This window comes from Rhodanobacter ginsengiterrae (genome assembly GCF_050026815.1).
In the GTDB taxonomy this organism is placed as follows: domain Bacteria; phylum Pseudomonadota; class Gammaproteobacteria; order Xanthomonadales; family Rhodanobacteraceae; genus Rhodanobacter; species Rhodanobacter ginsengiterrae.
This window is the reverse complement of the sequence record NZ_JALBWO010000047.1, coordinates 34,141-57,800: the sequence shown is the minus strand read 5'-3', so window position 1 is coordinate 57,800 and position 23,660 is coordinate 34,141. Positions and strand designations below refer to the sequence as shown.

Below are 23,660 nucleotides of genomic sequence, written 5' to 3'. Positions count from 1 at the left end.
GACAGCGGAGAAGACCCCTTCTCAGCGGGCCCGCTGCGCCATGGCGACGATGCGCAGCTCGCCTGGCGCAAGTGGCTGCATCACGACCTGCACGCGACCGACGCCGTGTCGCTGGCAGGCGCGACCGATCCCGGCCATCAGTCGCTCGCGTGCGGCATAGACCTGACCGAGGTTGTGCAGGCCGGTCCACTCCCCGACCTGGCGCTGGGTCGGCAAGCGGGGGGACGTGCACTCGGCAACGAACCGGGTGGCCCGGATCGACGGCAGCGTGGTCGCGCCGTTCTGGGCGAAGGCCGGTATGGTGCAGGCCGCGAACAGGGCGGCGGCGAAGCGGATGCAGCGGTTCATGGCGATCTCCTCGACGGCATGCCGGCACATGCCGGTACGCTCAGGTTCGGGGACGCGCCGTCGCAGGTCTTGAGGCCGCTGTTGGGAAAGCACTGGACTTTGCTTGGATTCCTTGGGAAAACATTGGGGTCGCCCCCGCAGCGCTGGTTTTCGTTCACTCACGTGCGCCGCCCGCCACAGGACGCCATGGACCCGTCAACGCCCGGCCCGCTCGCCTTCGACGAATCCGCGATCGACTTCGCGGGTCGACGACTGCTGCGCGACGGCATCGAGCAACCGCTGGAGCCGAAGGCCTTCGCCGTGCTGGCGCTGCTCGCCGGCGCGCCCGGCCGTGTCTTCACCCGCGACGAGATCCTCGATGCGGTCTGGGGTCACCGCAACATCACCCCGGGGGTGCTGAACCGGGTGATGACCCTGCTGCGGCATGCGCTCGGCGAAGACGCGCAAGCGGCACGCTACCTGCACACCGTGCACGGCGTGGGTTACCGCTTCGACCTTCCCGAACCCGCGCCAGGCGCACCGCGGCAAGCCATCCAGGCACCCGACCCGGAAGCGACGGCACCGGCACCGGCACCGGTGCCGGCGCCGGCCCCCGCCATGCGGCGGCGCGCCAGCGACCGCCGCGCCCTTCCGCGCGGCATGCCGTGGTTGCTGCCGCTGCTGGCGCTGCTCGCTTTCGCCGGCTGGACATGGTGGCCGCGTACGCCGCCTGCGCTGGCGCCGGTGATGGAGCACAGCATCGCCGTGCTGCCCCTGGTCAATGCCGGCAACGACCCGCAGCAGCTGTACTTCTCCGATGGACTGTCGGAGAACCTGATCGACGCGTTGTCCCGGTTCCAGGGACTGAAGGTGATCGGTCGCACCTCGGCCTTCCAGTTCCGCGACAGCAAGGACGACAGCGCGACCATCGGCCGCAAGCTGGGCGTGTCGCACCTGCTCACCGGCAGCGTGCAGCACGCCGGCGATGTCGTGCGCATCAACGCCTCACTGACCCGGGCCGCCGATGGCCGCACGCTGTGGGCCGAGCACTACGACCGCCCGTACAAGAACCTGTTCGCGCTGCAGGATGAGATCACCCAGGCCGTTGCCGCTGCCTTGCAGGTGAAACTGCTGTCGCCCGCGGCAGCCGCGAAGCCGAACGACCGGCCACCCAGCGCCAGCATCGAGGCCTACAGCGCCTATCTGCAGGGCCTGAGGTACTGGCACGACCAGGATTTCCCCAAGGCAGCCGAGCACATGAGCCAGGCCGTGCAACTCGACCCGGGCTATGCGGTGGCATGGGCGCACCTGTCGGGAGCGTGGAGTACCGTCGCCGCGTTCTCCAACGAAGCGCCCGCGGTGGCCCGCGAACACATGCGGCAGTCGCGCATCGCTGCGGACAAGGCCCTGCAACTGGCGCCCGGGCTGGGCCCGGCGCACGCCGCCCGCGCCTACCTGCAGTTCTACAGCTTCGATCACCGGGGCGCCCTGGCCGAGTGCCGCCGGGCCGTGCAGCTGGCACCGGCCGACGGCACCGTCCTCAATGGCTGCGGCTACGTGCTTGGCGGCATCGGAAAACTGGGCGAGGCGATCCGGCTGCGCGAGCAACTCCTTTCGATCGAGCCGCTGTACACCGTCAACTATTACCAGTACGCGAAATTGCTGGCGGCGACCGGTCAGCTGGACAAGGCGACGAAGTACCTCCGCATCGCCGAAGGCCTGCCGCAGCCGGAATCAGCCCCATGGAACCAGCGCATGGCTATCGCCATCGCGCGCGGCGACCTGAAGACCGCGCAGGAGGTCGCCCGGCATCAGCCTTCGCCGTGGCGGGAAATGAACCTGGCGATTGCAATGCAGATTTCCCCGGATCGCGCGGCGGCGGACGCCGCGCTGGCGAAGATCCTCGCTGACAAGGTCGAGGCGAAAACCAGCCCCTACGCCTTCGCGCAGGCCTACGCGTTGCGCGGCGACGCGGACAAGACCCTGGCGTGGCTGGAGCGCGCTCCGGCCCACGACCTGCTTTTCATGCTGGCCGACCCGCTGCTGCTGCGCTTGCGCGACGATCCGCGCCTGATCGCGTTCTGCCAGAAGACCGGCCTGCCAGCGCCGGGCGAGAGTGACGCGTTGAGCATCGACCAGATCCGCGCCGCGGACAGCGCACGCAACCGTTGATGCGCGTCCGCCGCCGGCAGTGCACTGCGCTGCCCGCCCAGGCACGCGAGGCAAGCGGATCACCCTATACAATTCATGCTTTCCGACCGAAGGCGACATCCATGGCCGAGCGCGAGTTCGACAATTACCTGGCCCGCTCCGGCGCCACCCTGGAAGGTTCGCGCTACTCGGCGTGGCTGGCGATCACGCCGCGCGGACACGGCTTTCCCGCGTATTACGCGATCTGCGAGAACCGCAGCTTCCGCGACAAGACCCTCGCCGAGACCGCGGCGGCCAAGGCGCTGGCCGACATGAGCGGACTGGAAGCCGACGGCACGCCGATCTTCCCCGACGGCTATACCGGCTTCGACGACGAATGATCAGGCCGTTCTCCCTCCCCGGCCTGCAGGGGAGGAGCAAACGCAAGGCATGACGCCCCGCGAGCGATCAACCCGCCGCCAGTTCATGCAACCGTGCCACCGCCGCCGGGATCGCGGCGGCCGCATCCACCGTGACCACGCGCGGTTCGTCAGCGCCAAGGCCGTGCTCCAGCTCGTGCGCCCAGGTCACGTGATACGGCAGGTGCACGCCCCAGCCACCCAGACGCACCACCGGCTCGATGTCCGAACGCAGCGAGTTGCCGACCATCGCGAACTGCGCCGGCTGCAGGTCGAACTCGCCCAGCACGCGATGGTAGGTGGCGGCATTCTTCTCCGAGACGATCTCGATGCGGCGAAACAGCTCGGCCAGGCCGGACTGCGCCACCTTCTTTTCCTGGTGGAACAGGTCGCCCTTGGTGATCAGCACCACTTCGTAGTGCGTGGCCACCGCCTCGACTGCCTCGCGGATGCCCGGCAGCAGTTCCACCGGATGCTGCAGCACACTCTTGCCCAGCTCGACAATCCGGTGAATGTCCGCCGCGCTGATGCGGCCATCGCTGATCGCGATGGCGGTCTCCACCATCGACAGCGTCATGCCCTTGGCGCCGTAGCCGAACAACGCGAGGTTGCGCTGCTCGGTGGCCAGCATGCTGGCGTGCACGCGCTGGTCGCCGAGATCGACGTAAACCCCGATGATCCGGGCGAACGCATCGCTGGCCGCGCGGTAATAGCCTTCGCTGTGCCACAGCGTGTCGTCGCCGTCGAAACCGATCAGTTGCAGCATGCCGTGTCCCCGTCTATCGCTCAGCCGACGTCCCGGCCCAGCCGCAGGTTGATGCCCAGCATGGTGGCCAGTTCGCGCATCGGCTCGTTGTCGCGGGTCAGCGTGATGCAGCCGGCGACGGTGTCGCCATCGGTCTCCCACGACCACAGCGTGTAGCCGAACTCGGCCAGGCGGTCGTAGGCGATCGAGAACAATTCGGCCGCGTCCATGTCGTCGTAGAACTCGTCGTCGTCGGGATCGCCATTCCAGTCGATCGACAGGTTCCAGCGCGACGACAATTCGTTCACCGCCTGCACCAGCGAGCGCAGGTCCTGTTCACCGATGATGAAGCCGGAGCGCCAGTCGATCACCCGCCCGATCACGTCGATCGGCTCGACTTCGTCGGGGTCGAGTTCGGCGACGGCTTCGCGATAGTCGCCGAACTGCAGCAGCGCCGTCTCCTCGTCGCCGGGATTGATCAGCAGCAACAGCTGCCACACCTTCGCCTCGACCGAGTCGTCCTCGTCGTCGAACTCGTGGCCACCGTCGAAATCATCGTCTTCGTCGCGCATGCTCAGGCGCCTACCCGCTGGCGCACCTGGTCCATGTCGCGGATCGGGCGGACCTCGATCGCACCGGTGCGCGACCACGGGAAGTTCGCGGCGATGCGCACCGCCTCGTCCATGTCGGCCGCCTCGATCAGGTTGAAGCCGCCCAGGTATTCCTTGGTTTCGGCGTACGGACCGTCGACCACGCTGGTGCGGCCGTCGCGCACGCGCACGGTGCGCGCGGTGGCTGGCGCTTCCAGTTGCTGCGAATCGTGCAACTGGCCTTGCGCACGCAGCGCATCGGCCTTGACGAAGCAGCCGTGCATCAGCGTGTCGAACTCCCCCTCGGGCAAGGCTTCGAGCAAGCTGTCGTCGCAGTAGATCATCACGAGATATTTCATGGCGTCCTCGGCGGGGAAGGTTCGGCGGAACCATGGGAGGCAGGGCGAGGATGGATAATGCCGCAATGAGCACCCTCCCCGATACCTCCAGCGCCCTGTCCTGCCCGCCGATCGCCTTCGTGCGCTCGCCGTATGCGCGGCGGATAGACGCGCCGCATCAGTCCACCGTGGTGGCCGGCACCGAGGCACAGGCGGCCGCCGCGGCGAGCATCGAATTCGTGGCCGGCTTTCCCGCTTCGGCCTATCGGGACCTGGCCGGGTTCGAACGGATCTGGCTGATTTTCGCCTTCCATCGCAGCGAGGGCTGGAAGGCCGAAGTGCGTCCACCGCGCGGCGGCGGCAAGCGCAGCGTGCTGGCCACGCGCTCGCCGCATCGGCCGAACGCGATCGGCCTGTCGGCAGTGGAGCTGATCGCAGTGGGCGACGGCGTGCTGCAGGTGCGCGGGGTCGACCTGCTCGATGGCACGCCGATCCTCGACATCAAGCCGTATGTGCCCTACGCCGACGCTTTCCCCGACTCGCGCGCCGGCTGGATCGACGCCATCGACGCCAGCCAGGGCCGGCACTCCGCGCCCGGCCCGCGCAAGCCACGCAAGCCGCTGGTGCGTGGCGACACCGACGACCTCACCGAATCATGAGCAACTGCCGCAGCAGGTGCTGCCGCCGCTGACGTGGATCTGCTGCGGCTCGGACACGCGGCTGGCGCGGTAGCCCGCTGCCTGCAGCGCGGCGATGACCTGGCCGGACGTCAGTTGCGCGGCCACATCGATCTGGCCCGCGGCGGCATCGCCGCTGACTTTCGCGTTGGCGTCAAGGCCACGCAGGATGGCGGCGATCGCGGCGGTGTCGCCGGCAAGATCCTTCACTTCGAACAACATTGGTACGGTCTCCAGGACAAGGGCGGGACATCCGCTGGCCCGGATGATGACGGCTTGTCCGGGACACCGCCCTGATCCGGATCAGGGCGCGCAGACCGAATCGTGGCCCTGGCCTGTCGTTCCGTCGCGGGTCCTGAGACAGCAAGCCGGCAACCTGCGCGGGTCGTAGCGAAGTCCTTCGTCCGCGGCGCCCGATGCACTTGGCAGTGGTCGGTTCAAACCTTTGCCGCGCCAGGTGACCCCTGGCGCGGCTTTTTTTGCTCATGGCTGCGCGGTTGCGGGAGCCACGCCGATCGACGACAGCCACGGCGACACCCGCGGCCGCTCCAGCGCCGCAAGCAGCGGCGGATCGCGCTGGTAGATGTCGGGGCGAAAGCCGATGCGGCCGTCCTCGCGCAAGTCCACCGTCCAGTAGGCGAGCAGCAGCGGCACTGGCTCACGCAACATCACCGTCTGCGTCTTCAGCGTGTCGATCGCGCGATCGATGCCGTCGCGATTCCAGCGTTGCGGGTCGGCCAGCAGCAGTTCGGCCAACTCGCGCGGCTTCTCCACGCGGATGCAGCCCGAACTGGTCGAGCGTTGTTCGCTGGCGAACAGTTCCTGATGCGGCGTGTCGTGCAGGTAGACGGCGTACTCGTTCGGAAAGCGGATCACCAGGCGGCCCAGCGAATTGCCCGGCCCGGCATCCTGGCGCAGGGTGATGCCGCGCGGGTTGGCCCAGTTCACGCTGGCCGGCGACAGCTCGCGGCCCTGGCTGTCCAGCACGCGGATGCGGTTGGCGGCAAGGTAGCCGGCGTTCTTGCGGATCTTCGGCAGCATGTCGTTCTTGAAAATGGTCGGCGGCACCGTCCACGTCGGGTTGAGCGTGAGGTAGGTGATCTTCGACTTGAATACCGGCGTGCTGCGATACGGCTTGCCCACCTGCACGCGCGAGCGCCACACCGGCTTGCCGTCCTTGTAGTAGATGACCTGGTAACCGGCGATGTCGACCACCACGAACTCGCCCTGCAACTGATGCAGCAACCAGCGCGCGCGCTCCAGGTTCGCCCGCAGCTGTTCCACCCGCGCAGCGACCGGCACGTTCAGCGCGGCCAGGGTCGCCTTGCCCAGGTGACCGTCCGGGGTCAGGTATTGCTCGCGCTGGAACTGCTTCAGCGCAGCCTCCAGCGCCGGGTCGTACAGGTCGTCCACGCTTTCGCCCAGCGGATAGCCGACCAGCAGCAAGCGCTGGCGCAAGCTCGCCACCCGTGGATCGCGACTGCCCGGCTTCAGCGTGGGGCCGTCGGCCAGCGTGGGCCAGCCGCCCTGCGCCGCCACCGCGCGCAGTTTTGCCAGCGCCGCGCGCAGCTGGCCATACAACGGGTGCTGCGGCCGCGCACGCGCGAACAGGTCGGTGATCGCGCCTTGCGCCAGCGCGTCGCGGACGGCCTGCAGTCCACGCACCTGATCGAGCTGGCGCGGATCGAAGTTCCAGTGCGTGTCCAGCGTGGCCGGGTCGACCTTGCCGCGATACAGGTGCATCAGCGCCGCCAGGCAGGCATCGGTGGCCAGCAGGTCGAATTGTGCCCGTTGCAGCGCTGGCGCCCGTGGATCATCCGCCAGGCCGCGTCGGCGCTGCAGTTCGTCCAGGGCATAGTCCTGCGGATCGAGGCCATCGTTGGTGAGATCGCGCAACGCAGCCAGCAACTGGTCGACGTCGCTGGAGCGGCTCCACGCCGGCGCGAAGCGGTTCTGTTCGTAGAACGCCGCCACCGCGGCGCCGGGAGCAGCCACGGCATCGCGCTCGGCATGCGTCGCGCGCCACTGTTCGACCTGCTCGCGGATCTGCTCGGCCACCGGATTCAGTGGTTGCTCCGCCGCCGGTTGCGCGACCGGCGCCACGCCAGGTGATTGCGCTTGCGCGGCAGTGCCCAGCAGCAAACCCAACGCAGCGATGCAATGAACCACACGGAGAAAGCTGGAAGACACGATGCCATCCTGCACAAAGATTCCCCCAGTCATATCACAGCCTCCTGCCAGCGCGTATGTGTGCGGCGCCCGGTCGCAGCGGACGGGTTCTTAACAGCGGGCTGCTAGGATCGGCGATTCGTGCCTGCTCCGACCGAGACCCGCGCCGTTCCGATGAGCCGAATCCTGCGTCACATCGTTTTCCTCATGCTGCCGCTCGCCAGTGGCTGCGGCGTCGCGCATGCCGCGGAAACCTCGCTGCAGGCGGCGTTGAGCAAGCTCGCGCCGAACGCGAATCCCAAGGTGATCGGGCTGGCACTGGCCGCCACCGAATGCGCCACCGCGCAAGGCCAGCCGCCGTCCGACCGGCTGGCGATCATCGACTATTCGAAGCCTTCCACCGAGCCGCGCCTGTGGGTGTTCGACCTGAGCACACGCAAGCTGCTTTACCGGGAGCTGGTGGCGCATGGCCGCAACACCGGCGACAACCTGGCAACGAAATTCTCCAACACGCTGGAAAGCCTGCAATCCAGCCTCGGCCTGTTCCGCACGCTGGGCACCTATGCCGGCCACAATGGCTATTCGCTGCGCATGCAGGGACTGGAGCCCGGCACCAACGACAACGCGCTGGAGCGGGCACTAGTGATCCACGGCGCGTCCTACGTCAACCCCGCACTGGCCAAGATGCAGGGGCGCATCGGTCGCAGCTACGGCTGTCCGGCGGTGCGTACCGCGATCGCACGGCCGTTGATCGACGCACTCAAGGGTGGCCAGTACGTGTTCTCGTACTTCCCCGATGCCCACTGGCTGAAAACCTCGCCCTACCTCAAGTGCACCAGCGCACGCGCCATGACGGCGAGCATCAACGCCCACTGAGACACGGCCGCTTGGGCATGCCTCGCTCGCCTCAGCGCGTGGCTCCCAGCAGGCCCACGTGATAACCCGCCGCACGCAGCTTGCCGGTGGCTTTCGCGTTCAATACCAGCAGCACGATCAGGCTCACCAACGGCACGAACATCAGCACCAGCAGGATCACCCGGCTCGGCATCGAGAAGCCCATGCCGGTGCACAGCTTGAACGTGCCGACCAGCGCGGCGCACACCACCAGTACCAGCAGCAGCGCGGCAATCGGGCCAAGAACCGCCTGCAGGGCGACGGCCGCGAAATAGCCGAGGATCGCGTAGATGATCAGCTTCTGCGCACTGGCCACCTGCTCGATGCCACTGGCGCGGGCCATCGGTTCGGCCACATCCGCCTGCGGTGCCTGATACGGATTCTGCATGGTCATTCGTACTCCCCTGTGGATTCGTCCCCCGCTCGCACGGCAGTATGCCCGAGCGCGCGGCCGGCCGGCAGCAGGCGATTCGCGCGGAGATGGAACAGGCCGCCCGGGTGGTCAGGGCGACCATCTTCCGCTCAGTGATCCGCGCGCCGCTCAGTCAGCCGACGCATCCAGTCCGCGCCGCTTCAGCAGCGGTTCGATCTGCGGCTCGTGGCCGGCGAAGTCGCGGAACAGCTGCAGCGCATCCTTGCTGCCGCCGCGCGACAGCAGGGTGGCGCGGAAGCGGTCGCCGTTGGCGCGGGTCAGTCCGCCATTGGCCTTGATCCACTCCACCGTGTTCGCGTCCAGCACCTCGGACCAGATGTACGCGTAGGAGCCTGCCGCGTAGCCGCCCATGATGTGGCTGAAGTACGGCGTGCGGTAGCGCGGCGGCACTGGCGTGTAGTCGGTGCCGTTGGCCTTCAGCGCGGCGGCTTCGAACGCCATCACGCCGTTCGCCTCGGGGATCCTGTCCGCGCCGACCTGGTGCCAGCTCTGGTCGAGCATCGCCGAACCCAGATACTCGGTGGTGGCGAAGCCCTGGTTGAACTTCGCGGTGGCCAGCACCTTGTCCAGCAGTTCCTTGGGCATCGGCGCGCCGGTCTGGTAGTGCCTGGCGTAGTTGGCCAGCACGCTCGGCCAGTCGGACCACATCTCGTTCACCTGCGACGGGAACTCGACGAAGTCGCGCGGCACGCTGGTGCCGCTGAAGTACGGGTACTGCACGTTGGAGAACATGCCATGCAGCGCATGGCCGAACTCGTGGAACATCGTGGTGACCTCATCCCAGGTCAGCAAGGTCGGACCGCTGGCCGGCTTGGTGATGTTGAGGTGGTTGGCGACGATCGGCAGGTTGCCGGTCAGGCCGGACTGCTGCACGTAGGAGTTCATCCACGCACCACCGCGCTTGGACGGGCGCGCATACATGTCGGCCAGGAAGATCGCCAGCTGCTTGCCGTCCGCATCGAACACGTCGTACACCAGCACGTCCGGCTGGTACACCGGCAGGTCGGTGCGCTGCCTGAAGCTGAGCCCATACAGCTGGCCGGCGGCGTAGAACACGCCGTTCTCCAGTACGTTCTTCATTTCCAGATAGGGCTTCAACTGGCTCTCGTCGAAGTTGTACTTCTCGGCGCGCACCTTCCCGGTGTAATACGCCCAATCCCACGGCGCCAGCTGGAAGCTCGGCTGATGCTTCGCCGCCTGCTCCCTGTCGATCATTGCCTGCAGCGCCGCGCCTTCGCGCTTCGCGTTGGCCACCGCCGGCGGCGCCAGCCTGGTCAGCATCGCATTGACGGCCTCAGGGGTCTTCGCCGTTTCATCCGCCAGCACGTAGGCCGCATAGGTCGGATAGCCAAGCATCCGCGCCTTCTCCGCGCGCAGCTTCAGCACCTGCGACACGATTGCGGTGTTGTCATACGCATTGCCGCGACTGCCGCGTGCCGCCGAAGCCTGGTAGATGCGCTGGCGCAATGCGCGGTTCTGCAATTGCGCCAGCGGTGGCTGGCCGGTGGTGTTGAGCAGCGCGATCAGGTACTTGCCGTCCTGCCCCTTGGCTTTGGCGGCGGCAGCGGCGACGCCGATCTGTTCGTCGGTGAGTCCGGCCAGCTGTTCCTTCGAATCGACCACCACCGCCGAGTCGTTGACCTCGGCCAGCACGTTCTGGCTGAACTTCGTGCCCAACTTGGCCAGCTGGCCATTGATCTGTTTCAGGTGCGCCTTGTCGGCGTCGGACAGCCTGGCGCCGGCCCGCACGAAATCGGTGTGGTAGCGCTCGACCAGTCGTGCGCCCTCGGCGTCCAGGCCCAGTTGGTCGCGGGTGTCGTAAAGTTTCCGGATGCGGGCGAACAGTATCGGGTTCAGCGCCACCGCATCGCGGTGCGCGGCGAGCTTCGGTGCGTAGTCGGCCTGGATCGCCTTGCGCGCGTCATTGGTGTCCGCGCCGACCAGGCTGAAGAACACGATCGAGGTGCGGCTCAGCAGCTGGCCGGATTTCTCCAGCGCGAGAATGGTGTTGTCGAACGTCGGCGCTTCGGCATTGCCGGCGATCGCATCGATTTCCTTGAGCTGCTCGGCCATGCCGCGGTCGAAGGCCGGAGCGAAGTCGCTGTCCCTGATCTTGTCGAACGGCGGATAGTGCAGCGGCAGCGGGCTTTCGCTGAAGAACGGATTGCCGGCGTCAGTGGCTACCGCATCGGTGTGCGCCTGGGTGGTGGCGGTTTCGCTCTGGTCGCTGCCGGCGTCGCTGCAACCGGCCATGGAGCCTGACAGGGCAATGGCGAAGGCCAGCGCGATGGGATGCTTCATGGGTGCTGTCTCGTCGATGGTGGACCCTCGATCCTAGTCGAAGGTCGCCACCATCACCCATGACTAAAGTTATGGACTCGCGGCAACCGGCCTGCAGGCGATTGCCGCGCCCGCATCAGGCACGCGGGCAGCTCGCTGCATCGACCGCCTGCGCGCAGTGGGCGGTCGCCGCCGAGGTCGTGGTGCCGGCCAATGGCACGGCGTTCGGCGTTGCCGTCAACATGGCGCCCAGCACCAGGGTGCACAGCGCGAAGCAGGCGACGAACAGGCTGGCGAGGATCATCGATTCGAATTTCATGAGTTGGCTCCGGTAATCGGTCAGGTGTTGGTGATGTACTCATAGCAATCGCCGTGCCAACCCCATGGATGCGCGAAAACCCCTTGTTTCAAGCCACCCCACACGCTCATCGACGATGCGCATGGCTGTCCGCGGACAACTCGCGCACCGATGGCGGACAGCCGCACTGTACGGAATGGCGACTGCATCGCTGATCCAGCCAGGCCATGCAGGCTATGCTGCGGACACCTCCCGTGCCGGCAACCTGCCCATGCGTTCGACCCCGCGGTTCCAGCTACTGGTGGCGGCGATGCTGCTGGCCGTGCCGCTGACGCCCGCGCTGGCTGCAGATACCGCGCCACTGGAGCAACGCTGCGGCTGGTTCGAGAATCCCACGCCGGGCAATGCCACGCTGACCGATCGCGAAGGCGAATGGGAAATCGGCGTGCAGGGCGGGCATCAGGCTAACGGCGACTGGCCCGAATTCAGCGATGCGCAGTGGGTGGAGACCAATGGCCACCACGGCTACGGCTGCGCCTGCCTGTCCGTGCACAGCGATCGACAGACGCACACCGTGCTGTCGATCGCCAGGGCCACCGCCAAACCGCTGGCCGTCTGCCGCGGCGACAAGCGGCTGCGGGAACCGGTGCACGAACTGGACGACGAAAACTGACGCGCGAAACCGGCGCCACGCACCATGGTGAGCGGCGCGCGTGAATTACGGCGCGTGGCCCAGCGCGAAGTCGATCGCGGCGCAAACCGCCGCCGCCTGCGCGGCATTGCATTGCTCGGCGCTGGCCCGCGGACTGTCCGGATAAACCTCGGTGGTGGTCTTGTAGCGCGCCTCGGTGAGGCCGGCGCACAGGCCCAGCTCGCGCAGGGCATACTGGATCACACCTTCGGCAACCACCGGCGAGCCGATGATTTCGCCCTGCGCATCGGCCGGCGCGATATGCGTGACCCTGGCCACCGCCTCGATGATCGCGCGCTGGAACGCCGGCTGCGGATGGGCCGAATCATCGACCAGGTAGAAGCCGTCGGGAATCTCGCCCGGCTCGTGCGGCATGCCGTCGCGCGCGGCCAGCGCGGGACGGAATTCGGATTCGTCGCTGTCGGTGGTTTCGTGCAGGTCGATGTGCATCAGCACCTGCTCGCGCAACGGCGCCACCATGCGCATCAGCGCCGCCGATTCCGGCGCCGGACTGTCGGCACGGAACGAACGGTTCGGATCCAGCGCAGCGGGGTTCCAGCGATGGATGCGCTCGTACGCCCACGGGCTGACGCAAGGCGCAACCACCAGGTTGGCGCGACCGGCGTAGTCCGCCGCGTGCCGATCGAGGAACCGCAGCGCGCCGTGCACGCCACTGGTTTCGTAGCCATGCACGCCGCCGGTCACCAGCATCGTGGGCAGGGCGTCATTCCACTCGCGGCTGCGCACGACGAACAGCGGATAACTGGCCGGTGGATAGTCCAGCCGGCCGTACTCGGTGACGTCGAAGCGTGCGCGCAGCTGATCGATCACGCTGACGACTTCGCTCTGGTAGCTGCGCCGCACGGTCTGGCTCTCGCGCCACTGCGCCACCTCGGCCTCGCCCCAGCGAACGCCGGGGGTGCCGATGGGAGGGGAAGTCTGGCTGGTCATGGGGTCTTGCGCTCCGCGGGTTGTTCAAAACACGGGCACCTTACCACCGGCCGGACAAGCATCGCCGCCCGCGGCACCGCGAGCGCAGCGCGACGATCGAAAACGCGAGCATCCACCACAGCCCATGCGGGAATGAAACCGGAGGGCCGCAAGCATCGCACGCACGCCCCGTGTGCCGGCCCGACGTGACGGCTCGTCACGATGTCGCGTGGGTGCCGTCCTGATGCGCCGGCGGCGCGGGAAAGATCGCGCGCAGGGCAGCGCGATCGTGGGCCAGCATCTGGCGCACCTGGGCTTCATTCATGGGTCGCCAGCTCCAGTGGATTTCCAGGGGCTGCCGATTCCACGGCAGCCATGCCATCTCGTTCGGCATGCGTTGTCCCTGCCCCCAATGCCAGCAGATAGCTGCCATCGGGCGCGCGGCAAAGCCAGCTGGCGTCGACGTTCATCAAGTCGCCTTGGTTCGAATACATCGTCATGCCCGGGGTCCGATGCAGCACCAGCAAGGCGCTGGCGGGGATCGGCCCGCTGGCGCACGGCACCTGCTGTTGCGCAAAGGACGACTCGAGCGCGTCGCTGCCGCCACCCAGGCGCGCCAGCAGCAGCGGAAACGCCGGCAGGCCCAACATCACCACCGCCATCGCGGCAATCAACCACACGATGCCCATGTCGTCTTCCCGGCTTGTTCAATGACGGGTTCGCACTCCACCGGGAGGACACAGCCGGGCATGCCCGCGACTTCCGTCGCACGGCCGGCTAGCGTCTGCTTCCGTCCACATTGAAATATGCGCGCACCCGGCTTCCGACAACCATCTTGAAGGCATACACGGCGAACAACACGCACATCGCCAACCGTCCGACTACCGCGCCAGCGGCTTCGGCACCGGGCTTGATGGCGAACACGGGATGCGGGTCGGGGCGGATGCCGGCGTAGAGCACACCCAGCGCAATCAGCACGGCGAACACGGAGCACACGACACGCCCCCACCGCGGGCGGGCAAACGCCGCGTAGACGACGGCAAGCAGGAACAGGATCTCGGCGGTCTGGATGACCACAATGGCCAGCACGCGGACGCCACCAATGCCGCTGTTCGCGCCGAGCCAGAGCGGAACCTGCACAAGGATTTTCAGGAAGCCGAAAGCGGCGACCACGCAAAGCAATGCCGAAATCACCACGGTTACCCAGATCAAAAACGGTCTCGTCACGACGCTCCTCCCCTGCCATGGTCATTGGCTGCATGACGGGCAACCCGCGGCGCCAGGCTCATCCCAAGTCTTCATGGAAGGCGGCCTGGCACCGTTTCGTATCACGCACCCGAAGCTCGGGCGCCGTCACGCAGCGATGCGAACGATCAATTGATCAGCTTGGACTCGCGCACACCGGCCTGTCCCTTGCTTGCATCGACCACATGCAGGGCCGAGCCGGCCGCCCACATGCCCATCTTCACTTCCTGCCACACGTAGTAGATCTGCCCGGCCAGCATGTCGATGGTGACCGAAGAGTCCTTCTCGGTCTTCGAGGTGATCGTATGCCTGCCCGGTGGCAGCTGCTTCTCGATATAGGTCTTGGCAGCGGTGTCGCCCACCGACATGTTGTCGATCAGTACCGGCATCTTGATCGCCGCGCCGAAATTCTCGTTGCGGTAAATGTAGACCGTCGCCTTGTCGGCGGATGGCGTGAACGATTTGGCTTGCATGTCCGCAGCCTGACCCGCCATGGGCACACTGGCACAACCAGACACGACCAACACGCCCGTCAGCACGAATGCCGACAACAGTTTCTTGAACATGAATTCCCCCTGTTTGATGAACTCCGCCCTGATGTCATCGCAGGTTGTCATCGACGGCATGCAAGCTGGTTGCATTCGCCGCTGCAACACCGATCCGGCAAGGGAGGCTCGTGTCATCCGGTCAATGGACGACCCAAAAATATTCGCACGTCGAGCGGATCATGACGACCCCTCACTGCGCGAAAGTTATTGCGAGAGAGGGCACGCCGAGCCGGCTGAGCGCAAGCCTCGCCCGCACGTCCGCCGTCAACGCGGAGCACGCCCGCTGTTCCAACACGCCCTTGTCCAGCCACCCGGATTCAGAGCTCCGCCGTACCCTTGCGCAGCCAGCGATCGATCACCGCCTTTTCGTAACGCAGCGGGTCCTGGTCGTTGGCCACGCTGTTGCGGGGGAAAGCCGGATCGCGCAGTTTGCGGCTGCCCTGCCGCAGCACCTTGCCCGCCGCATCGTGGAGGGTGAAGTCCACGTCGATGCGCGGTGGGTAGATGTCCTTGATGATGCGCACGTCGCTCAGGTTCGGTCCCAGCCAGGGCTCGTATTCGCCGGCACGGTCGACGTCGGTCACCGTGATGTCCAGCCGCTGGCCGGGCGCCAGGATGCGTTCGGCGCGCTGGATGAAGTAGGCCTTGAGCGGTTCCAGCCAGGCATCGTCGTTCGCGTGGAAGCCGACGCTGCTGAGGGTTTCGGTGAAATGGCCAGGGTCGCGATAGTGCACGCTGACCCGATGCGGTGCAGGCACCTGCGCCTGCACGCCGAACGCGGCAAGCGCCAGGCTGGCCAGGCACAACAGGCGCGACAACGAGGGATGCTTCATGGCCGGTCTCCGGACGCGAATGAAACGATGGCCGCCACTGGCGCGCAGCGCGGCGGCGACCAGGGCAGGAACAGTATATGGCCGTGAGCGCGAACGTCGCCGCGCAAATCCGCTCAGCGCCGCTGCGCCTTTCCGCGCAAGGCGCGCTTCTCGTACAACTGGCGATCCGCTTCGGCGAGGCCCTGCTCCAGGGTCACTTCCTGGCCAAAGGTGGACCAGCCCATGGTGAAGCCGATCGGCGCGTCCCGCCGATCCTGTTCGAGGCGCGCCACGACGCTTTCGGCCAGCCCCGCCTCGGCATCTTGCAGCAGCACCATGAACTCGTCGCCGCCCAGCCGGATGACGGCGTCGCCCGGGCGCACGTGGCGCGACAGGAAATGCGCCATCGCCACCAGCACTTCGTCACCGCGCTGGTGGCCGAAGGTGTCGTTGACCTGCTTGAAATGATCGAGGTCGAAGGTAATGCAGGCATGCAGCCCCTGTCCGCTGCGTGCCGATGCCTCGTTGAGAAAGCGGCGGTTGTAGCAACCGGTGAGCGGATCGCGCACCGACATTTCCTGCAGGTCGAGCGCGTAGTGATGACTTTCGGTGATGTCCTGGGCGTGGCCGAGCACGTAGGGATCTTCGTCGCCGTCGTCCAGCACGTTCTGGTATCGCCAGATGCGCAAGGTACCGTCCTTCGCCACCAGCTCCAGCGTGCCTTCGTCACGATCGGCGGCGTACATGCGCAGCAGGTACGCACGGAACGCCGCATGACGTTCGGGCCGCATGAAGTCGGTCAGCGGCCGGCCCAACAGCTCGCCAACGGAGTGGCCGAGCGAGCGGGCAGCCGCCGGGTTGACCGACAGCAGCACGCCTTCGTAGTCGTGGGTACAGATCAGCCCCAGGCTGTACTCGAACAGCTTGCGGAAGCGCCGGTCGCTGGCTTCCAGGGCGGAAACCACGCGCTTGCGAATGCTCACGTCCTGGATCGCGCCAACCAGACGTTGCGGCTGCCCGTCATCGGCGCGCTCGACGTTGCCGATCACGTGCGCCCAGAGCTTGCGCCCGGTGGCGCTCACCAGTTGCAATTCCAGGTCCCAGCCGGTGCCGTCCTGCAACGCCTTGCTTACCGCGGCGGTGATCAACTGGCGCGATTCGGGCGCGTAGAAATCCAGCGCCTCCTGCAAGGTGGGGCGGTAGCCCGGTGGCAAGTCGTGGATGCGGCAGGTCTCGTCGGTCCACAGGATCTCGTTCTTTTCCAGATCGATCTGCCAGCCGCCGACACCGGCCAGGTGACCAGTGCGATCGAGAAACGCCTCGCTGGCACGCAGCTTCCGCCCCAGCTGCAGGGCCTCGTTTTCGCGTTGTTGCGCCAGTTCCATGTCGCGTTCCAGCACCGACTGCCGGCCCAGCGCGAGCACGCGCAGTTCCAGCGCCTGCGTCGCGGCCTGCGCCAGCGCCATCAGCACGTTGCGCTGCGCGTCGCTGAGGGTGCGCGGCTCGCGATCGATCACGCACAGCGAACCCACGCGCACCCCGTCGCCCAGGTCCAGCGGCGCACCGGCGTAGAAGCGGATGTGCGGCGAACCGGTAACCAGCGGGTTGTCGGCAAAGCGGGGGTCGTTTTGGGCGTCGGCGATCTCCAGCAGGTCGTGGCCAAGAATCGTGTGCGCACAAAACGCACTGGCCCGCGGCGTTTCGCTGACGCCGTCCAGGCCGACATTGGATTTGAACCACTGCCGCTCCGCATCGACCAGGGTGAGCAGCGCAATCGGGGCACCGACCACCAGCGCCGCCGCCCGCGTCAGGGCATCGAACAGCGGTTCGGCATCGGTATCCAGCACCCCCAGGGCGCGGAGCCGGGACAGTCGTTCAACTTCATCGGCGGGAACCGGAACAGACATGCACAGACCTCGCTCAAGCACAGGGAAGAGTATTCCGCAGGACACCTCAACAGGCCGTGACTGAGTTCCGCGGCAGCCCCACCCGCCCGGCCGGCCGGCGGCGCTGGCTGCCGGCACGCCTTGCCACGCCGTGCACAGTCGACCCGCTAGCGTGACGATCGACCTTTGCCGCCATTCGAGCTGCTCCGGACTCGCCTCGCGGCCAAGCCCCGCCATCGACCATTGAGGATCCAGGCATGCCCACCTCACCGCGCAAGCTTCTGCCGCTCGTCGCCGCCCTGCTCGTCTTTTCCACCGCTGCTGCCGCCAGGAGCGTTTCGCTCAGCGGCGATTTCGCTGGTGAGAATGGCGCCACCAACCAGCCATCCGGCCACGTCGATGCCACCCTCGACACGGTGACCCACCAGCTGAAGTACACCATCGACTACCGGGACCTCAGCGGCCCGGTCACCATCGCGCATTTCCACGGCCCGGCCGAGCCGGGTGTGGCTGCTGGCGTGATGAAGCTGATTCCCGGTCCGTATCAAACCGGCATGAGCAACAGCGTGACTCTCGACGCGGCGACCCAGTCGGCGATGCTCAACGGCCTGACCTACGTCAACCTGCACACCAAGGCGCAGCCGAAGGGCGAGGCGCGGGCGCAGATGAAGGTCAGCCAGTCACCGGGATTGTAGATACCGCACGCGGCTCACCATCGCGTCGATGCGGAAGGTGGACAGGCGGCTGGCGCTCCACTTGTTGCGGCGTCGCCTTGCGCACGAAAGTGGGCGGACGTTCTTCCCGCAGTACCAGCAGGTCATCCAGCATCGTCGACCAGCGTGCGGTGCGCGGCTTGCCGTAGTCGAGCGGGTGCGCGGTCGCCCGGCCGCCCGCGGCGGCGAACAGCAACAGGACGAGCAGCGCGCCCAGCATGCCCTGACGAATCATTTGCATCCGGCGACAGTTCGCGGAGTGCAGCGATCGGCAGGATGCCGGCGGTTCGCAAGCGGCGCGGCCTGTCATGACGCCTGCGCTTTGCGCGACAACCGGTACACCGCCGTTTCCAGCGCGCTCACCCCTTCGTCGGCGAAACCCGCTTGCTCGGCGAGGATGTCGCGACGCTCCAGCATCGCCACCTCCCAGTCGCGTCCATAGCGCTCGCGCACTTCGGCATCGGGCACCGCGAAGGGCGGTCCTGCCTTCTCGTGCTGCGGATAGTCCAGCGTGATCAGCAGGCCGTGGCAGCCGCCGGGAAGGCGCGCATACAGCTCGTCCACGTAGCGACGGCGCAGCTCCGGCGGCAAGGCGATCAGGGCGGCGCGATCGTACACGGCCGCGCAGCCAGCCAGCGCTTCGGCGTCCAGACCAAACACGTCGCCACAGATCAGCTCGATATTGCCGGCACGATGGTGACGACCGTAAGGGGACTCGGACACCTGCGGCGTCAACGCATGCTCGGCGAAGAACTGCGCCACCGCCAGCGGCGACAACTCCACCCCCAGCACGCGATGGCCTTGCGCGGCCAGCCAGACCAGATCCAGCGACTTGCCCGCCAGCGGCACCAGCACCTGGCTGCCGGGCGCAAGCCCCAACGCCGGCCAGTACTGCAGCAACCACGGCGTCGGCCGCTGCTGGTGGAAGCCGGTGCGGCCCTCGCGCCAGCGCTGGTGCCAGAAATCAGGGTCCATCGTTGATCTCCCATGGGCGCAAAGCCCCGGATGGTCGAACCGTACCAGCTGAACGAGGAGGTCAGCCAACGGTGGGGCAGCGCACAGCCAACCGTCATACTGTGCGGTCCTGATCACGCAGCCCGCACCTTCCATGCATATCGGCATCGACTTCGGCACCAGCTATTCGGCGGCCGCCGCCATCATCGACGGTGAACTGCAACTGGTGCGTTTCGGCGCCACCGAGCAGTTCCGCACCGCGGTGTACTTTCCCGAACTGGTGCCCGACCCGGCAGACTTCCAGCTGACGGCCGAACTGCAGGCACAGCTGGAAGTCGAGCTGCGCCTGGCCCGTACCCGTCAGCGCGAGATGGCCGCAGCCGCCGCGGCGCGCGGGCAATCACCAGTAACGCGCAGCGAACAGGAGCTGCAGCGCGACGCGCTGCGCGTGGTGCGCCGGCAATGGATGGAACAGCAGACCCGTGAAGCCACCGCGTCGGTCGCCAGCTTCCAGCACGCGCTGTTTGGCGAAGAGGCGGTGGAAGGCTATCTGGACAGCGGCGGCGGCAACCTGATCGAGTCGCCGAAGTCGATGTTCGGCTACCGGCTGGACCCGCAGGTGCGCAAGGTGATCGTGCACATCGCCACGCACATCCTCGAGCACATCCGCCTGTGCGCCAGCCGCCAGTTCGGCGTGCCGGTGCGCGGCGCGGTGATCGGGCGGCCGGTGGAATTCCGCAGCTCGATGGGCGCGCAGGGGTCGGAACAGGCCATCGAAATCCTGCGCGAGGCGGCCGCCGCGGCCGGCTTCGACGAGGTGAGCTTTCTCGAAGAACCGGCCGCGGCCGCGATGCACTATCACCAGAGCCTCGAAGCGCGGCAGCACGCGCTGATCGTCGACATCGGCGGCGGCACCACCGACGTGGCGCATGCCGAACTGGGCGGTGGCGCGGCGCCGCACATCGCACGCAGCTGGGGCCTGCCCAAGGGTGGCACCGACCTCGATGTGAGCATCAGCCTGCACCGCTTCATGCCGCTGCTGGGCAAGGACAGCATCCGCATGCCGCAGCATCAGTTCGTCGAAGCGGCCAGCGTGCACAACCTGCCCAAGCAGCGCGAGTTCCGCAAGCAGGACTATCGGCTGGTGGACGAACCCTACGGCTCGCGCCTGCGCGCGCTGCAGGAACTCGGCGCCACCACCCGGCTCAACCAGCTCGCCGAACGCACCAAGATCAGCCTGAGCGCCGCTGCGCGGCATCGCGTCGAACTGGACTTCGTCGAACACGGCCTGACTGTCGAGACCACCAGCTACGACTTCGATACGGCGATCGAAGGCTTCCTCGGCCAGCTCGAACGCACCCTGGTCGCGGTGCGCGGCGACCTCGCCGACCTGCCGGCCAGCGTCTTCCTCACCGGCGGCACCTCGCGCTCACCGCAGATCAAGGCGCGCGTGCAGGCCTGCTTCCCCGAAATCCCGCTGGTGCAAGGCGACCCGTCGTTGGGCGTGGTGTCGGGGCTGGCAGTGGCCGCGAACGAGGTCGCCGGGTGAGTTTGGCCGTCTAGATGGCGCGGAGCTTTTCCAGCTCGCCGGTGGCTTGGCTGACATCGCTGCACACGCGTTTCCAGACACCATGCAATGAGGGTTTGAGCCAGGGCTTCGTGTCCGAGGCTGGCAACCCGATCAGGGTGGCGAGGATGGCATGCATATGCAGCAGCTCGGGCTCGGACACATAGCCCTGCCACTGCGCGCGCCAACCCATGCTGCCCGTGTCCTGGTGCTGCGAGAACTGGAAGCACGCATTGGCGAGGAACAGTCCGAAGCCGAGAAACACCGCGGCCAGATCAGTGGCCGGCTCCCACACATCCCAGCCGCCCGGCGGCGCTTCCGGAAAGTCCGCCGTGCGATAGTGCGCCAGCTCGTGCGCAAAGGTGGCGATCAGCGCCCCGGGATCGCCGGTCTTGGCCGGACTGTACGTGATCAGCGCGCCCTCGCCCGTACGCAGGAAGGTACCTGCCGGGGACTGCGGGGCGCCCTTGACCAGCAGAGTCGGCGCCACCAGTGGGTCAGGGTCCTCGTCTTGCGCCTGCAACGTGCAAGGCCAGTCGAGCATGCCGGCATGCTGCCGCACCTGCTCGAAAATCGCCTCTGCAAAAGCCCCGCTTCGCTCGGCCCGCTGCGGAAAGAATGCCGGTGTCGGCAAGATCAGGCGGCGGTGGCGGAGCGCCTCGAATCCACCGGTATGCCGCAGCAACCACGCGAATACATCGAACTGCCACTCGCTCAGTTCGTCGCCCAGCAGCGTTCCCTTGCGAAACAGACCGAACATGACGCCCCCATCAACCTGCGCTGGATGCGGCATTAGACGGCAGCGGCGGACTGCCGTCCACCGCTGCCCGCGTTCCTCCGCAGCACCGCCTCAGCCGATCCTTTCCTGCCCAACCACGCGGGTCAAACTGCAGCCCGCCACACCCGCCATCAGCAGCATGCCCACAAGAACCGGTCGATACATGGCGTTGACTCGTCAATGGGGCAGTCGTTGTCTGCCGGGCAATCCCTTGTTGTCGACAGAACGTTTCGCCGACGCGCCAGGCGGGCCCGATCCGCCGCCTGTCGGCTTTCGCGAACTAGCGGCGCTGCCGCATCGCGCTCTCGTAGGCCGCGTTGATTTCCTTGGTGCGCGCCTCGGCCAGCTGACGGATGGCCTCGCCCATGGTGGCCACCTTGTCCGGATGGTACTGGCTGATCTGCTGCCGGTACGCGTGATCGATCTCCTCCCGGCCCGCCGACTCGTTCACGCCAAGCGTCTGGTACCAGGTCGGTGCCGCTGCCGCCGGCGGCGACACCGACGTATCGTGCCAGCGCCAATCCCGCGGGCGTTCCTGCTCCTCGCCCGCATCCTTGTGCGGCGGCGACGGGCGCGAACGCCGATCGTCGCCCGTTCCCGGCGAGAGCATGTAGCTGACAAGGCGGTAACCGATGAACAGGCCGGCCAGGATGATGATGATCTGCGTCAGCGTCACGAGATGTCGTCCTTGTAGGGGTCGAGATAGGCACGGAGCGCTTCGCCGGCTGCGCTGCCCGGTTCGAGATGATCCAGGCTGACGCGGATCCTCTCGCGCAGCAGGCTGGCCAGCGTGGCGCGCTCAACCGGCGACAGTGTCGACGTGGCAAAACCGTGCAAGGTGGCAGCAGACGCCTGGCGCAGGCTGATCTTCCTGACGATGTTCAGCGCGAAGGGGGCACAAAGCAAGGCGTCGAGGGCCAGCGCCAGCACGGCACGCGGCGCAAGACCCAGCGCCTTTCGATGACGGAACACCTGCGCCAGCATGGCGGCGATTGACCCATAGGTCAGCAGCAGCCAGGCGAGCAGCATCACGTCGGTGCCGAACCACAAGGCACACGGCAACACCACGAAGAAAAGACCCAGCAACCACCACGTCCAGGGAGCGATGATCGACAACGCCAGCCGGGCGCGCTTCCAGCGCGTCGCGCGCCAGGCCGGCGAGCCACCTTGTGGCCAGCTCAACCGCGCCAGCGCACGATGCGGCAGCAACGGGTTGGGCAGGAACAGATGCCTGCCGCCGAACTCCATAGCCGAGCCGCCCGAAACGCCATAGCCGCGACGGCGTGCCTCCAGCACCACCTCGTCATGGAGCAGCAGCAGCGCCGAGTCGTAGAGATACAACCCGACCACCGCGACCATCAACCAGCCCTGGTCGTGCAGCAGCATCCGCTACTGCTTCTTCTTGAAGATCGACTTGAACCAGGCACTCATCGCGACCAGCCCGGCCAGCACGAACTTCCAGGCCGCCACGAGGAAGCCGCCGATCACGCTGAACAGGCCCTTTTTCGCCGCCACCGCGGCCGCGCCGCCGGTGATCAGTGCCGCCAGGCCATACGACGCCACGTGGTCGCCCGACCGGTACTCGCCATAGGTTTCACCCTGGACAAACTCGAATCCCTTGACCCGGCTCTTGAAGTCACCAATGGCTGCGGTGAGGGTTTCCGGCTCCGTCACCATCACCACACTCATCACGCCGTGACGTCCGAGCAAGCGGGCGTTGTAGTTGACGATCTTCTGGTGATTGCTCTGGTCCTCGCCGAGGATCGACCAGGTCAGCGACTTCAACTGGGTGTCGTACTCCGGCGGAGCGCTCCAGCCCAGAATGCTCATCTCGCCCCAGCCACGCGCGCGGCGTTCCTTGTTGGCTGCGGCGGTACCCTCGCGGATATTGTCGAGAATGGCGTCGGCGTCGATCTTGTCGTCATCCTTGACGTAGCCGACGTCGCCATACGAGAAATAGGCCACCCAGTTGCGGCCGGCCAGCGTGTATTCGTCTCCGTCGCGGGGCGGGTTGTGCGCCACCTCGTTGAACTTCCGAGTTCCGTCGGCATCCAGGAAGGCATAGCCCTCCGGCACGTTCAGCGTGGCCTCGTGGCCCAGCTGCACGGTGATCGGCCCCTTCTGCCAGGGCAAGTCCGCCGCCCCATTGTCCTGCGCCCCGACATGCGCGCTCGCACACGCCAGCGCCAGTGCTGCCAGCACCGAGAAAATTCGCTTCATGCTTTTCCCCTGTTCC

General features: G+C 66.9%; 28 protein-coding genes. 7 read left to right on the top strand and 21 right to left on the bottom strand.

Annotation, left to right across the window (positions count from 1 at the left end):
• Positions 1-21: 21 nt before the first annotated feature.
• A complete protein-coding gene (locus ACQGNJ_RS05345) occupies positions 22-348 on the bottom strand; it encodes a hypothetical protein (protein ID WP_426688203.1) in 327 nt (108 codons plus the stop codon).
• A 186-nt stretch (positions 349-534) separates the two neighbouring features.
• Between ACQGNJ_RS05345 and ACQGNJ_RS05340 the strand changes: the two genes are divergently transcribed.
• Both ACQGNJ_RS05340 and ACQGNJ_RS05335 read left to right on the top strand, forming a co-directional pair.
• Positions 535-2,499, top strand: coding sequence for a winged helix-turn-helix domain-containing tetratricopeptide repeat protein (locus ACQGNJ_RS05340; RefSeq protein WP_426688202.1), 1,965 nt, complete (start codon positions 535-537; stop codon positions 2,497-2,499).
• A 101-nt stretch (positions 2,500-2,600) separates the two neighbouring features.
• Complete coding sequence (locus ACQGNJ_RS05335; RefSeq protein WP_426688201.1) at positions 2,601-2,858, top strand: hypothetical protein; 258 nt, start codon at positions 2,601-2,603, stop codon at positions 2,856-2,858.
• Between the two features lie 67 nt (positions 2,859-2,925).
• Here the strand turns inward: ACQGNJ_RS05335 and ACQGNJ_RS05330 are convergent, their stop codons facing one another.
• The 3 genes from ACQGNJ_RS05330 to ACQGNJ_RS05320 are packed head-to-tail and all read right to left on the bottom strand — an operon-like array spanning position 2,926 to position 4,570.
• Positions 2,926-3,642 (bottom strand): HAD family hydrolase, encoded by a 717-nt coding sequence (locus ACQGNJ_RS05330; RefSeq protein ID WP_426688200.1) that lies wholly within the window; start codon positions 3,640-3,642, stop codon positions 2,926-2,928.
• A gap of 20 nt (positions 3,643-3,662) precedes the next feature.
• Positions 3,663-4,193, bottom strand: a complete 531-nt coding sequence (locus ACQGNJ_RS05325; protein ID WP_426688199.1) for a DUF6630 family protein — start codon at positions 4,191-4,193, stop codon at positions 3,663-3,665.
• 2 nt (positions 4,194-4,195) lie between these two features.
• Positions 4,196-4,570, bottom strand: coding sequence for a YciI family protein (locus ACQGNJ_RS05320; protein ID WP_426688198.1), 375 nt, complete (start codon positions 4,568-4,570; stop codon positions 4,196-4,198).
• A 65-nt stretch (positions 4,571-4,635) separates the two neighbouring features.
• Between ACQGNJ_RS05320 and tsaA the strand changes: the two genes are divergently transcribed.
• A complete protein-coding gene (gene tsaA, locus ACQGNJ_RS05315) occupies positions 4,636-5,208 on the top strand; it encodes a tRNA (N6-threonylcarbamoyladenosine(37)-N6)-methyltransferase TrmO (protein WP_426688197.1) in 573 nt (190 codons plus the stop codon).
• On the opposite strand, the gene ACQGNJ_RS05310 is transcribed toward tsaA, so the two are convergent.
• Together ACQGNJ_RS05310 and ACQGNJ_RS05305 are read right to left on the bottom strand one after the other, a co-directional pair.
• Complete coding sequence (locus ACQGNJ_RS05310; protein ID WP_426688196.1) at positions 5,203-5,448, bottom strand: hypothetical protein; 246 nt, start codon at positions 5,446-5,448, stop codon at positions 5,203-5,205. The genes tsaA and ACQGNJ_RS05310 overlap by 6 nt on opposite strands.
• Positions 5,449-5,709: 261 nt before the next feature.
• On the bottom strand, positions 5,710-7,416 hold the full coding sequence (locus tag ACQGNJ_RS05305; protein WP_483432880.1) for a L,D-transpeptidase family protein: 1,707 nt from the start codon (positions 7,414-7,416) through the stop codon (positions 5,710-5,712).
• Between the two features lie 153 nt (positions 7,417-7,569).
• On the opposite strand from ACQGNJ_RS05305, the gene ACQGNJ_RS05300 reads away from it, so the two are divergent.
• Positions 7,570-8,271 (top strand): murein L,D-transpeptidase catalytic domain family protein, encoded by a 702-nt coding sequence (locus ACQGNJ_RS05300; protein WP_426688194.1) that lies wholly within the window; start codon positions 7,570-7,572, stop codon positions 8,269-8,271.
• A 31-nt stretch (positions 8,272-8,302) separates the two neighbouring features.
• On the opposite strand, the gene ACQGNJ_RS05295 is transcribed toward ACQGNJ_RS05300, so the two are convergent.
• From ACQGNJ_RS05295 to ACQGNJ_RS05285, 3 genes are all read right to left on the bottom strand, one after another.
• Positions 8,303-8,683: a hypothetical protein gene (locus ACQGNJ_RS05295; protein WP_426688193.1), complete on the bottom strand. Its 381-nt coding sequence runs from the start codon at positions 8,681-8,683 to the stop codon at positions 8,303-8,305.
• A 147-nt stretch (positions 8,684-8,830) separates the two neighbouring features.
• Positions 8,831-11,023, bottom strand: a complete 2,193-nt coding sequence (locus tag ACQGNJ_RS05290; protein ID WP_426688192.1) for a M3 family metallopeptidase — start codon at positions 11,021-11,023, stop codon at positions 8,831-8,833.
• A gap of 115 nt (positions 11,024-11,138) precedes the next feature.
• Positions 11,139-11,321, bottom strand: coding sequence for a hypothetical protein (locus ACQGNJ_RS05285; protein ID WP_426688191.1), 183 nt, complete (start codon positions 11,319-11,321; stop codon positions 11,139-11,141).
• Between the two features lie 250 nt (positions 11,322-11,571).
• On the opposite strand from ACQGNJ_RS05285, the gene ACQGNJ_RS05280 reads away from it, so the two are divergent.
• On the top strand, positions 11,572-11,973 hold the full coding sequence (locus ACQGNJ_RS05280; RefSeq protein ID WP_426688190.1) for a DUF4087 domain-containing protein: 402 nt from the start codon (positions 11,572-11,574) through the stop codon (positions 11,971-11,973).
• Positions 11,974-12,018: 45 nt separating this feature from the next.
• On the opposite strand, the gene ACQGNJ_RS05275 is transcribed toward ACQGNJ_RS05280, so the two are convergent.
• The 6 genes from ACQGNJ_RS05275 to ACQGNJ_RS05250 all read right to left on the bottom strand — a co-directional run bounded on the left by ACQGNJ_RS05275 (position 12,019) and on the right by ACQGNJ_RS05250 (position 17,433).
• Entirely contained in the window at positions 12,019-12,942 is a 924-nt protein-coding gene (locus tag ACQGNJ_RS05275) for a M14 family metallopeptidase (RefSeq protein ID WP_426688189.1), read from the bottom strand.
• A 296-nt stretch (positions 12,943-13,238) separates the two neighbouring features.
• A complete protein-coding gene (locus ACQGNJ_RS05270) occupies positions 13,239-13,610 on the bottom strand; it encodes a hypothetical protein (RefSeq protein WP_426688188.1) in 372 nt (123 codons plus the stop codon).
• Between the two features lie 88 nt (positions 13,611-13,698).
• Positions 13,699-14,133, bottom strand: a complete 435-nt coding sequence (locus ACQGNJ_RS05265) for a hypothetical protein (RefSeq protein WP_426688187.1) — start codon at positions 14,131-14,133, stop codon at positions 13,699-13,701.
• Between the two features lie 161 nt (positions 14,134-14,294).
• The gene (locus tag ACQGNJ_RS05260) at positions 14,295-14,639 is read right to left on the bottom strand and encodes a DUF2846 domain-containing protein (protein ID WP_426688186.1); all 345 of its coding nucleotides are present in this window, start codon (positions 14,637-14,639) and stop codon (positions 14,295-14,297) included.
• 392 nt (positions 14,640-15,031) lie between these two features.
• Complete coding sequence (locus ACQGNJ_RS05255; RefSeq protein WP_426688185.1) at positions 15,032-15,547, bottom strand: DUF3016 domain-containing protein; 516 nt, start codon at positions 15,545-15,547, stop codon at positions 15,032-15,034.
• 113 nt (positions 15,548-15,660) lie between these two features.
• A complete protein-coding gene (locus tag ACQGNJ_RS05250; RefSeq protein WP_426688184.1) occupies positions 15,661-17,433 on the bottom strand; it encodes a sensor domain-containing diguanylate cyclase in 1,773 nt (590 codons plus the stop codon).
• Between the two features lie 236 nt (positions 17,434-17,669).
• Between ACQGNJ_RS05250 and ACQGNJ_RS05245 the strand changes: the two genes are divergently transcribed.
• Positions 17,670-18,107 carry a CHRD domain-containing protein gene (locus tag ACQGNJ_RS05245; protein WP_426688183.1) on the top strand — a complete coding sequence of 146 codons (438 nt, stop codon included), beginning with the start codon at positions 17,670-17,672 and terminating at the stop codon, positions 18,105-18,107.
• Here ACQGNJ_RS05245 and ACQGNJ_RS05240 read toward each other — a convergent pair.
• Together ACQGNJ_RS05240 and ACQGNJ_RS05235 are read right to left on the bottom strand one after the other, a co-directional pair.
• Entirely contained in the window at positions 18,085-18,360 is a 276-nt protein-coding gene (locus tag ACQGNJ_RS05240; RefSeq protein ID WP_426688182.1) for a hypothetical protein, read from the bottom strand. The two genes, ACQGNJ_RS05245 and ACQGNJ_RS05240, sit on opposite strands and share 23 nt — an antisense overlap.
• A gap of 71 nt (positions 18,361-18,431) precedes the next feature.
• A complete protein-coding gene (locus ACQGNJ_RS05235; RefSeq protein WP_426688181.1) occupies positions 18,432-19,100 on the bottom strand; it encodes a thiopurine S-methyltransferase in 669 nt (222 codons plus the stop codon).
• Between the two features lie 133 nt (positions 19,101-19,233).
• On the opposite strand from ACQGNJ_RS05235, the gene ACQGNJ_RS05230 reads away from it, so the two are divergent.
• A complete protein-coding gene (locus tag ACQGNJ_RS05230) occupies positions 19,234-20,628 on the top strand; it encodes an Hsp70 family protein (protein WP_426688180.1) in 1,395 nt (464 codons plus the stop codon).
• 10 nt (positions 20,629-20,638) lie between these two features.
• Here the strand turns inward: ACQGNJ_RS05230 and ACQGNJ_RS05225 are convergent, their stop codons facing one another.
• The 4 genes from ACQGNJ_RS05225 to ACQGNJ_RS05210 form a co-directional block, all read right to left on the bottom strand.
• Positions 20,639-21,406, bottom strand: a complete 768-nt coding sequence (locus ACQGNJ_RS05225; protein WP_426688179.1) for a hypothetical protein — start codon at positions 21,404-21,406, stop codon at positions 20,639-20,641.
• Between the two features lie 298 nt (positions 21,407-21,704).
• The gene (locus ACQGNJ_RS05220; RefSeq protein WP_426688178.1) at positions 21,705-22,100 is read right to left on the bottom strand and encodes a J domain-containing protein; all 396 of its coding nucleotides are present in this window, start codon (positions 22,098-22,100) and stop codon (positions 21,705-21,707) included.
• On the bottom strand, positions 22,097-22,810 hold the full coding sequence (locus ACQGNJ_RS05215) for a hypothetical protein (protein ID WP_426688177.1): 714 nt from the start codon (positions 22,808-22,810) through the stop codon (positions 22,097-22,099). Before ACQGNJ_RS05215 ends, ACQGNJ_RS05220 begins: the two co-directional genes overlap by 4 nt.
• A 3-nt stretch (positions 22,811-22,813) precedes the next feature.
• Entirely contained in the window at positions 22,814-23,644 is an 831-nt protein-coding gene (locus ACQGNJ_RS05210; protein WP_426688176.1) for a DUF2167 domain-containing protein, read from the bottom strand.
• Positions 23,645-23,660: the final 16 nt, after the last annotated feature.